The organism is Protofrankia symbiont of Coriaria ruscifolia (genome assembly GCF_900634745.1).
Classification (GTDB): domain Bacteria; phylum Actinomycetota; class Actinomycetes; order Frankiales; family Frankiaceae; genus Protofrankia; species Protofrankia californiensis.
In genome coordinates this window covers 8,174-17,351 of record NZ_CAAAFR010000153.1, presented here as the reverse complement: position 1 = coordinate 17,351, position 9,178 = coordinate 8,174, and the positions used below count along the sequence as shown (strand labels likewise).

9 protein-coding genes and 2 pseudogenes are annotated in these 9,178 nt (G+C 70.1%); 1 reads left to right on the top strand and 10 read right to left on the bottom strand.

The window, feature by feature from the left end; translation table 11 throughout:
* The 5 genes and pseudogenes from CV1CTNOD_RS16990 to CV1CTNOD_RS16970 form a co-directional block, all read right to left on the bottom strand.
* Positions 1-212: pseudogene (locus CV1CTNOD_RS16990) on the bottom strand (hypothetical protein); the annotation flags it as partial.
* 24 nt (positions 213-236) lie between these two features.
* Entirely contained in the window at positions 237-1,760 is a 1,524-nt protein-coding gene (locus CV1CTNOD_RS16985; RefSeq protein ID WP_431607129.1) for an ISL3 family transposase, read from the bottom strand.
* Positions 1,761-1,901: 141 nt separating this feature from the next.
* Positions 1,902-3,263: an NtaA/DmoA family FMN-dependent monooxygenase gene (locus CV1CTNOD_RS16980; RefSeq protein ID WP_131787030.1), complete on the bottom strand. Its 1,362-nt coding sequence runs from the start codon at positions 3,261-3,263 to the stop codon at positions 1,902-1,904.
* An 88-nt stretch (positions 3,264-3,351) separates the two neighbouring features.
* Positions 3,352-4,548 (bottom strand): LLM class flavin-dependent oxidoreductase, encoded by a 1,197-nt coding sequence (locus CV1CTNOD_RS16975; protein ID WP_131787029.1) that lies wholly within the window; start codon positions 4,546-4,548, stop codon positions 3,352-3,354.
* A 55-nt stretch (positions 4,549-4,603) separates the two neighbouring features.
* Positions 4,604-4,861: pseudogene (locus tag CV1CTNOD_RS16970) on the bottom strand (hypothetical protein); the annotation flags it as partial.
* 984 nt (positions 4,862-5,845) lie between these two features.
* Here CV1CTNOD_RS16970 and CV1CTNOD_RS16965 point away from each other — a divergent pair.
* The gene (locus CV1CTNOD_RS16965; protein ID WP_131787033.1) at positions 5,846-6,289 is read left to right on the top strand and encodes a deaminase; all 444 of its coding nucleotides are present in this window, start codon (positions 5,846-5,848) and stop codon (positions 6,287-6,289) included.
* 176 nt (positions 6,290-6,465) lie between these two features.
* Here the strand turns inward: CV1CTNOD_RS16965 and CV1CTNOD_RS16960 are convergent, their stop codons facing one another.
* The 5 genes from CV1CTNOD_RS16960 to CV1CTNOD_RS25815 all read right to left on the bottom strand — a co-directional run bounded on the left by CV1CTNOD_RS16960 (position 6,466) and on the right by CV1CTNOD_RS25815 (position 9,057).
* Positions 6,466-6,906, bottom strand: coding sequence for a type II toxin-antitoxin system VapC family toxin (locus CV1CTNOD_RS16960; protein WP_207386508.1), 441 nt, complete (start codon positions 6,904-6,906; stop codon positions 6,466-6,468).
* Positions 6,897-7,169, bottom strand: a complete 273-nt coding sequence (locus CV1CTNOD_RS16955) for a type II toxin-antitoxin system Phd/YefM family antitoxin (protein WP_131770759.1) — start codon at positions 7,167-7,169, stop codon at positions 6,897-6,899. The genes CV1CTNOD_RS16960 and CV1CTNOD_RS16955 overlap by 10 nt, the downstream gene beginning before the upstream one ends.
* 70 nt (positions 7,170-7,239) lie before the next feature.
* On the bottom strand, positions 7,240-8,658 hold the full coding sequence (locus CV1CTNOD_RS16950; protein ID WP_131787028.1) for a bifunctional adenosylcobinamide kinase/adenosylcobinamide-phosphate guanylyltransferase: 1,419 nt from the start codon (positions 8,656-8,658) through the stop codon (positions 7,240-7,242).
* 12 nt (positions 8,659-8,670) lie between these two features.
* The gene (locus tag CV1CTNOD_RS24865; protein WP_165485574.1) at positions 8,671-8,847 is read right to left on the bottom strand and encodes a hypothetical protein; all 177 of its coding nucleotides are present in this window, start codon (positions 8,845-8,847) and stop codon (positions 8,671-8,673) included.
* 60 nt (positions 8,848-8,907) lie between these two features.
* Entirely contained in the window at positions 8,908-9,057 is a 150-nt protein-coding gene (locus CV1CTNOD_RS25815; RefSeq protein WP_207386507.1) for a hypothetical protein, read from the bottom strand.
* Positions 9,058-9,178: the final 121 nt, after the last annotated feature.

Sequence of the window (9,178 nt, the reverse complement as noted above, 5' to 3'; positions counted from 1 at the left end):
GGGGAAGCGGTGGCTGGGTCCGCGGGTGCGGCGTTCGGCGGTGCGGTCAGGGCGGCGGGGAAGCTGATCGTGTCGGGGGGTGCGCCGAGCGCGCCGGCGGCGATGCCGATCAGGCGTTGGAGTCCCTGGTAGACGGCGAACAGGGCCCACATCTCCTGGGCGACGCCTTCGGGGTCCCCGGCTAGGGTCTGACAAGTTAGCGGCTCTGCCAAGATTCCGGTGGTAACGGAGCGTGGTCATAAGAGCAGGATGCGCTGGCGGAGCAGAGGGAACCCGGCGCGGCCGTACATCTGCCGCTTGATCATCTTGACCTTGGTGTTTGCGCCCTCCATGGGGCCGTTGCTGTAGGGCAGAGTCAATCCGGCGACGACGGCCTTATGGTCGTTCTCGAGGCCGTGGGCGAAGGCGTGTAGGGCGGGCAGATCGTCGTCCCGCACGGTTTTGATCCACGCGTCGAGGTCCTCGCCGCGACGCCCGGTGAGCAGGGTCGCGAACTCGCCTATTCGGGCGGCCAGAACAGTCATCTGCGGGCAGCGTGCGACCAGGTCGTTCAGGTGCCGCCGCCGATGATCGGGTAGGTCCTCGGGCCTGCTCATGAGCCAGGCGACCAGCCGGCGCGGGGACGGCGGGGTGCGTGCGGGATCGGCGCGTCCCTGCGTGAGGGAGCGCACGAGCAGGGTGGCGCTGCCTGGATAGCCCTGCGCGCGGATCTCGGCCAGCAGGCGGGTGACCGCCACGCCGGGTTCGTCCTCCCGACGGTGGCGTAGATGCTCACGGTAGGGGTCGACCAGCGTGCGCCGGTACTGCGGGGGCCCCTGCAGAGACTCGGCCGATTCCGCCCGGGCATACCGTTTGACGGTGTTCAGCGCCCAGCCCAGGCGGCGGGCGCACTCCAGCAGCCCGACGCCCTGCGCGAGCAGGTCATGAACGGCGGCGTGCCGGCTGCGGGTGCGGTCCTGTCGTGCGCTGGTCGTACGGCCCGGGCCTGCATGCCAGCAGGTACTGTGCGCGACCACGGTCGTCTCCACCGCGTGGGCGAGGTTGTGCCACACGTGCCAGCGGTCACTGACCTGGACCGCGTCGGGGGCGCCGTGGCGGATCGCCTCGGCGTAGGCCGCCGACCCGTCACGGCAGACCACGCGAACCCCAGGATGATCACATAGCCAGGCGGTCAGGGTGGTGGCGTGGCGATCGGGTAGCACGTCCACGCGTCGGTGCGTGACGGCGTCGATGAGTACGGTCGCGTACCGGTGCCGACGCCGCAGCGCGACGTCGTCCACGCTGAGTACCTCCGGGGTCGGCCCGGCGGTGATCGGGGTTGCCAGGAGCAGGCGCAGCACGGTCGTCCGCGAGACGGCTACGGCGAGCCTGCGCAGCAGTCCCGCGCCCGCGCGACCGGCGAGCAGCACCCCCACCCACGTGATCAGCGCACCCAGCGAAGGGGTACGGCGGGCATAGTGTTCCGTCAGTCCGGGCACCTGCTCGCGGAAGGTCTGCCGCGGGCAGCGCAGGTTGTCGCAGACCAGCCGCCGCACGGTCAGCTCGATCATCACCGGTCTGCCTCCGACCGGAAGATCGGCAAGGTGGCGGCGGTGGTAGCCGTGCACCCGGGTGGTCACGGTGCCGCACTGCGGGCAGGGCAGCGGCCCCGCCCGGGTCCGTGCAACGACCCGTACCACCGGCCCCTCATCGACGACCCGATCGATGATCACCGCGTCGAGGTGAGGAAAGACGACCTTCAGAAACCCGGTGTCACACAGTCCCGACGGTACCCGTATGACAACTACCTGTCACCATCGAAATCTTGGCAGAGCCGTTGTTCTTACAGGACCGGCAAACTTGCCTTGAAAGTCAAGTTGACTGACATGGTCAAAGAGCCTCTGGAGGCAAAAGGCAGGTGGTCAGGCGGCGGCGGAGGCGGGGGTGTCGGTGGTGGGGAGGCCGAGGTTGTCGCGCAGGGTCGTGCCGGTGTATTCGGTGCGCAGCGAGCCGCGCTCCTGTAGCAGCGGCACCACCTTGTCGACGAACTCGTCCAGGCCGGTGGGTGTCAGGTGGGAGCCGAGGATGAACCCGTCCGAGCCGTCGTTCTGGACGAAGGAGTCGATGCGTTCGGCTATCTGGTGGGGTGTGCCGACGAACTCGGTGTGGCTGAAGACGTGGATGGCCAGCTCGCGCAGCGAGTAGTTGTTCGCCTCGGCCAGCGCCCGCCAGCCGGCCACCGTCTCGTGGGGGTCCTGGTGCAGGCGTGCCCGGCCCTGGATCACCAGCGGGCCGTCCGGGTCGGGGCCGACGTCCGGCAGCGGACCGTCGGGGTCGTAGCCGGACAGGTCGCGGTTCCAGACGGTCTCGAGCAGGATCTGCGCCGTCCTGCCGCTGACCTGCGTCCGGGCGATCTCCCGGTGCCGTTCGACGGCTTCGGCCTCGGTGGCGCCCAACACGAACGACGCCGAGGGCAGCAGCTTGACCGAGTCGGCTGGACGGCCTTGCCGGACGGCCCGGGCCCGGATGTCGTGGTAGAATTCCCGCGCCTCGGCCAGTCGGCGGTAGGGGGAGAAGATCGCGTCTGCGCCGCCCGCCGCGAAGTCCCTGCCCTGGGGGGACACCCCGGCCTGCAGGATGACCGGACGGCCCTGGGGGCTGCGGGGGACGTTGAAGTGCCCCGTGACGTCGAACTGCTCGCCGTGATGGCCGAACGCACCCACGGCGTCGTCGCTGACGAACTGCCCGCTGCTTTTGTCAGCCACCACGGCGTCGGCGGCCCAGGAGTCCCAGAGCTTCCGGGCGATGGTGAGGAACTCTCCCGCGCGGACGTAGCGGTCGTCGCGGTGCAGGAAGCCGCCGCGGCGGAAGTTCTGCCCGGTGAAGGCGTCGAAGGAGGTCACCACGTTCCAGCCGGCCCGTCCGCCGGAGAGGTGGTCCAACGAGCTGAGCTGCCGCGCCAGTTCGTACGGCTCGTTGAAGGTGGCGTTGATGGTGCCGACCAGGCCGAGGTGCTCGGTCACCCCGGCCAGCGCGGCCAGCACCGGCAGCGTGTCCGGGCGGCCGACGATGTCCTGGTCGAAGATCCGGCCAAGCCGCTCGCGCAGGATCAGCCCTTCGGCGAGAAAGAAGAAGTCGAACTTGCCGCGCTCGGCGGTCCGGGCCAGGTGCTGGAACGAGGAGAACGCGATCTGGCTGCCGGCGGCCGGGTCTGACCACACCGTGTGATGATTCACGCCACCGAGGTAGGCGCCGAGGATGATCTGCTTGCGGGGCTTGCTCATGTGTACGCTCCAGGCGCTCGATATCGGCTGGCATGTCAGGCGATGGCGTGTCAGACGGCGGCGTAGCGGCCAGTGGTCGGCGGGTCAGTCAGGCGGCGGCGTAGCGGTTGGCGGGTCGGGGCAGCCCGAGCAGGCCGCGCAGTGTGTTCGCCTCGTAGGCGGTGCGGAACACGCCGCGGTGCCGCAGCTCCGGGACCAGCGTGCGGGTGATCGCCTCCAGGTCGTGCGGGATCGTCCCGGGCCGTAGCCGGAAGCCGGACAGACCGGCGCGCTGCCAGTCCTGCAGCAGGTCGGCGAGTCCGGCCGGGGTGCCGGCGAACACGAGCGCGTCGCTGCTGTATTCGCTGCCCGCCAGCTCGTCCAGGCGCTTGCGGCGATCGCCGGCCGCCGCCGCGGTGGTGTCGAGGAAGACGACGAGGTCACCGAAGACGTGCACGTTCTGCGTCCGGCCGGCGGCGTGCTGCTCGGCCCGGATCTCCTCGGTGATCGCGCGCGCGTCGGTGGCGTCCCGGGGGGTCACATAGACGACATCGGCCGAGCGGGCGCCGAACCGATAGGGCAGCGTGCTGTGCGCGAGCGCGGTGACCAGCGGCTGCCCCTGCGGTGGCCGCGGCACGATCGACGGGCCGCGGACGCTGAACCACCTGCCCTTGAAATCGATGTAGTGCAGTTTCTCGCGGTCGATGAACCGCCCGGTGGCGGCGTCGCGGATCTCCGCGTCGTCCTCCCAGCTGTCCCACAGCCGACGGACCACTTCGACGAAGTCGCCGGCCTCCTCGAAGTACTCGGCGACCAGCGTCTGGCCCTCGGGCGTCGCGTAGTCCTCGAACCGGAGACGGGGGATGTCGCGGCGGCCGAAATGGGAATTCTCGCTGGGACGCGACAGCTGTGCCCGCCAGCCGGCCCGGCCGGTGCTGACGTAGTCGAGGGTTGCGATCGCCTTCGAGACGTGAAACGGCTCGGTGTGTGTGACGGTCGCGGTCGGGACGAGCCCGATGTGCGCCGTCAGCGGCGCGACCCGGGCCGCGATCAGCACCGCGTCCAGGCGCCCGTGCACCTGGTCCGTTCGTCCGTCCGGGCCGTCGTAGCGGGAGGACTGCACGCCGAGGGAGTCCTCGATGGTGACGAAGTCGAGCAGACCGCGCTGGGCCTCGGACACCAGGTCGACCCAGTAGCGCGGGGTGAACAGCTCGCGTGGGCGCGCCCGTGGCTCCCGCCAGGCCGCGGGATGCCAACCGGTACCGTCCAGCGCGACAGCGAGATGGAGTGGAAAGAACGCGGGCATCAGCTGGTCGTCCCCTTCTGTTCGGGTTGGTCGGTCTGTTCGGTCTGCTCGGTGTTCACGGAGGTGGTGAGGCGGTGGCCGCACGGAGGGGACGGTGGCGTTTCCACTCCTCGGCGATCAGCTCGTAGGAGCGCACCCGGTCGGAGTGCCGATGGGTGATCGTCGTGATGGCGAGCCCATCCGCGCCGGTAGCCTGCTGGAGCTGTTCGAGCTTGTCGGCGACGGTCCGCGGGGAGCCGACCAACTGGGTGTCGAGGCGGTCCTTGACAAGGGCGCGATCGTCGTCCGTCCAGACGTGAGCGGCGGCCTGCTCCGTCGGGTTCGTCCGGCAGGGCGACGAACTCGACGAAACGCCGACGCTCATATCCCCGGCGATCCGCTCTGCGGGTGGCGGGCCTGCCGTCCGCGGCGACCGACGAGTCGATGACGGAGACGGGGCCGGGTACGGGTCTTCTCCTGAGTGCGGAGGCCGCCAGTACCCCGGCGAGGCAGAGCCTCAGTGGTTGGCTGCCGCGGTGGTTCCCCTTCCCTGATCAATTGATCAAGGGGTGCGGCCTGCCCACAGGACTGATCAGAGAAGCGCTGTACGGTGAACGGCCGGCAAGGGAGCCGAAAAGTGACCGTTTGGTGGAACCGGAATGGCATGCGACCGGTTAACGCTCCGTCAGCAACAACAGAGAGAACTCGCAAGACGCGAGAAGTCAAGGTACCTTCGGGCGACAAATGCACTCTTCAGTGCCACGACTAAACCGTAGCCGAGGGTCGCGTGCAGCGCAATGACGCCGGTCCGCGGGGATCGCTACAGCCACCCGCGCAGGACTCCGCATCCGCTCCCTGCCCGCACGGGCCGATGTGTCCTGCGTTTATTGCGGACGTGTTCGCGCCGCGGTGTAGGGGCTGCAATGTAGTGGGCGTTGCGTCCGGTGGCGGAGCCGCGGATGAGCAGTTCCGGGACGAGCCGGTCGAGTGCGCGGTTCGCCCCGGTCTGGGTGAGGCCAGTCAGGGTTGCGTAGTCGCCGCTGGTGATGCGTTCATGGGCGGTGAGCCAGGCGGCGGATCATAAACCAGTACTGGACGACGTGGAGGTCGCGTGAGTGCTGGTTTACGGGTTCGCTCGGCCGCAATTACGGGTTCCGCCTGAGCCTGCCGCTCGAACCGCACGCCGTCGACCGGGCGTACAACCGGCACACGGAGCAGGTCGGCCGGGACCGAGCGGCCCGGACGGGCGGGAGGACAATCAGGTCCTGTGCAGCCAGGTCCGGTGCGGCTGGGGCCGACCGCGAAGTACGAACCATGGATGCGCCGCGCCCTGGAGATGGCGCGGGTACTGCCGGACCCGGGGGCCGGTGATCCTCCTGTCGGAGCGGTGATCTACGGCCCGGACGGGCGGGAGATCGCCGCCGCGCACCATGACCGGCAGTGCACGGCCGATCCAACCGCCCATGCGGAGATCACCGTGCTCCGGCAGGCCGGACGCGCGTTCGGGACATGGAAACTCGACGGCTGCACCCTCGTCACCACGCTGGAACCCGGTGTGATGGCTGCCGGCGCAGTCGTCCTCGCCCGGGTGTCCCGCCTGGTCATCGGCTCGTGGGACGAGCACAACGGCGCCGTCTGCTCCCGATGGGATGTCGTGCGCGACCCGCGGCTCAACCACTTCGTCGAAGTCATCCCCGAGGTCCTCAAGGCCGAATGCGACGCGCTGCTCAACGACTACCTCTCCCCACCTCAACACGGATAACCAGGTGAGCCCGACGCGCGTAGCCCGGTGCCGGCACCGTCACGGGCGTCGCGCCGCCACGACTGTCCCGACCTTCGCCGAGGGGCGTGGCGTTGCCGGGCATAGTCCGTCAGCCGTGTCGCCGGGCCGGGCCGGGCCCGGGTCAGTGCGGTGCGGCGACGTACGGGAACGACGGGTCACGGCATGCCGGGAGAGGCGACCGCTATGCCGAGGTCGCGGGCGGCGTCGAGGAGACGGTGGTCGTAGGCCACCATGGTGTGCAGGTCTGGGCCGAGACTCGCGGCGGTGACCAGGTGGATCGCGTCAAGGCTGCGTAGCCGTGCAGGCGGATGGTGGCCGGCCCGGTCCAACAACGGATAGCCCAGCCTGATCTGGTCGAGCTCCCGGAGAAGTGCGGTTGCGGCGCCGGCTGCGGCCTGAGCCTGTGTCCGGCTGACATCAGGACGGTCAGTGAGGCGGAGAACCGCACGCCGTAACTCGGTGCGCACCAACGCGCTGCTGACGAGCCTGTGCTCCGCGTGCTCGGCGAGCCAGATCCGCAGGTTGTTGCTCTCGTCCTCGGCGATGACGAGTTTCGTGAGGGCGCTGGTGTCGAGATAGATCAGCGCTATCTCCATTCATCGTCACGCAGCGCGGCGAGTTCGTCCGACAGTCGGATCCCGGCGCCCACGGTCACCGGTTCGATGTCCAGAATGCCCTGGCCGCCGGGAATGAGGTCGCCGGAGTCGACGAGACGCTGGTAACCCGAGGTCGCCTCATACGGCATGAGGATGGCGACCGCTGTCCCGCGTTCGGTGACTTCTACCGTCTCCCCGGCTTTCACCCGGGTCAGCACACGGCTGGCGTTCTGCTTGAGCTCCCGGACTCCGACCTGCCACATGTTCTACAAGGTAGCACCTTGGACTGGCGCCGGCTCCGCCACATGGAACGCGGGTCAGCGGGAACGCGGGTCAGCGCAGGCGGGTGGGGATGCCGGCGACGACGTGCCAGACCTCGTCGGACTCGGCCGCGATCGCGGCGTTGAGGCGGCCGAGGGCGTCGCGGAAGCGGCGTCCGACCGCAGTGGCCGGCACGATCCCGGAGCCGACCTCGTTGGTCACCGCTACCACGTGGCGGCGGGTGTTCCGCCACGCCGCCACCAGCTCCTGGACTCTGGCGGACCATTCCCCGGCCATGCGGTCCCCATCCAGACCGTCCCCGCCCATGTGCTCCCAGTCCATGCGGGCGGTCAGCCACAGGGTGAGGCAGTCGACCAGCAGGGGCGGGCCGTCCGCACACAGCAGCGGCACCAGGTCGGCGGTCTCCACCGTCGTCCAGTGGGACGGGCGGCGGCCGCGGTGGGCGGCCACCCGCGCCGCCCAGTCGGCGTCGTCCAGTGAAACCGGTCCCGCCGTGGCCACGTAGACCACTTCCGGCCAGGCGGCGAGCCGCCGCTCGGCTTCCGCGGACTTTCCCGACCGGGCGCCTCCGGTGATCAGGACGCGGTAGGGTCGGGGCGGACCCGCGTGGGACTGCGTTCCGCGGAACACGGTGCGCCCGGGCCGGGCGCTGTCGGCGGTGATGTCGAGTACAGCGCCGTCAGGATGCAGCTGCGCTCCCATCAGCGCCAGCCGCCGGGCGAGTTCGCCGCCGGGCGGGTTGCGGTGGCTGAGGTGGACGGCGACGATCCGGGTCGCCTCGACCACGGCGTCCCGCCGCCGGAGTTCCGCGAGGACGTCGGCGAACGCCGCCAGGTCGAGGTGCTCACCGAACCCGGGACGGTCGCCGTTGTTCTCCTCCATCAGCACGGCGTCGAACGCGCGCCCGGCGAGTGCCTCCAGGGCTGACGGCGGCAGCGGCGCGGCGGTGTCGCAGGCGTAGAGCAGACGTCCGCCGTCCGGGGTCGTCACGTCGTAGAGCACCGCCGGGCCCACGAACACGCCACCATGGTTGGCCGCCAGCGGGCGGATCTCGAAACCGCCCAGCGACAGGACGTCGCCGGCGTGCGCCGGATGGAACCGTAACGGCCCGGTGTCACCCCCCCGAGGGGCCACGAAGGGGCGGCAGGCATCCAGGGATGCGGGCGGTCCGACAACGTCCAACGGGTGTGCGGCCACGGTCGACCATGTCCGCCACAGCAGGGCGGCGGGACCGGTGTGATCGGAGTGGGCGTGGCTGAACAGCAGGTGGCGCACGCCGGCGAGCCGTACCCCGAACCTCGTGGCGGCGCGCGGTACATCCGGTCCGCAGTCGATGAGCATGGTGCCGTCGACGAGCACCGCGGTCTGGGTGCGCACCTCGTGTTCGCGGGCCCACCCGCAGGACGCGCACTCACACCACGGGTTGGGCCATCCGTCGGCCGACCCCGTGCCCAGCAGCCTCAGCCGCACTTGCCCGTGTGCCTACGGGTGCGGATGGCGCTTGCGGTCGACCAGCGTCATGAGGGTCAGCACGGCACCGAGCAACACGATCGCGCCGATCGTGAGCAGCCCGACCTGCCACCACACCATGGGCGCCTCGTGTGACTCGGCGGTGACCTCCGCGAGCAACGTCGTGGCACCGTGCGAAGCTGTGATCACGGCTTCCTTCCTCTGTATCGACTGGCCTGGCCGTCCGACGGATCGTATGGGGTGTTTCCGTCAGCCGGCCAGCTGTTCGCGCAGCCGCCGGTCCGACCGTCGACCGCCGGCTGCGACCCCCGACCCGCCGTCGGTGTTGGATGGTGCTCGACGGACGGCCTGCCCGGTCGCCCGCGGGACGTCCTGACGGTTGGCCGTCGAGGACGCCACCGGCGACGAGGACAGGCGACAAGGACAAAGGGGATCCCACGATGAGCTGGACCTGGCGTTTCGAGACGGAGGACGGCGGCGCGGTCGCTCCCGCCGGCTCGTTGTCGTCGGAGTCGTTCCC

Bases quoted from the DNA above. Each gene is read 5' to 3' on its own strand.
- CV1CTNOD_RS16980 (WP_131787030.1), bottom strand. From the start codon at position 3,263: ATGAGCAAGCCCCGCAAGCAGATCATCCTCGGCGCCTACCTCGGTGGC.
- CV1CTNOD_RS16975 (WP_131787029.1), bottom strand. From the start codon at position 4,548: ATGCCCGCGTTCTTTCCACTCCATCTCGCTGTCGCGCTGGACGGTACC.
- CV1CTNOD_RS16965 (WP_131787033.1), top strand. From the start codon at position 5,846: ATGCGCCGCGCCCTGGAGATGGCGCGGGTACTGCCGGACCCGGGGGCC.
- CV1CTNOD_RS16960 (WP_207386508.1), bottom strand. From the start codon at position 6,906: ATGGAGATAGCGCTGATCTATCTCGACACCAGCGCCCTCACGAAACTC.
- CV1CTNOD_RS16955 (WP_131770759.1), bottom strand. From the start codon at position 7,169: ATGTGGCAGGTCGGAGTCCGGGAGCTCAAGCAGAACGCCAGCCGTGTG.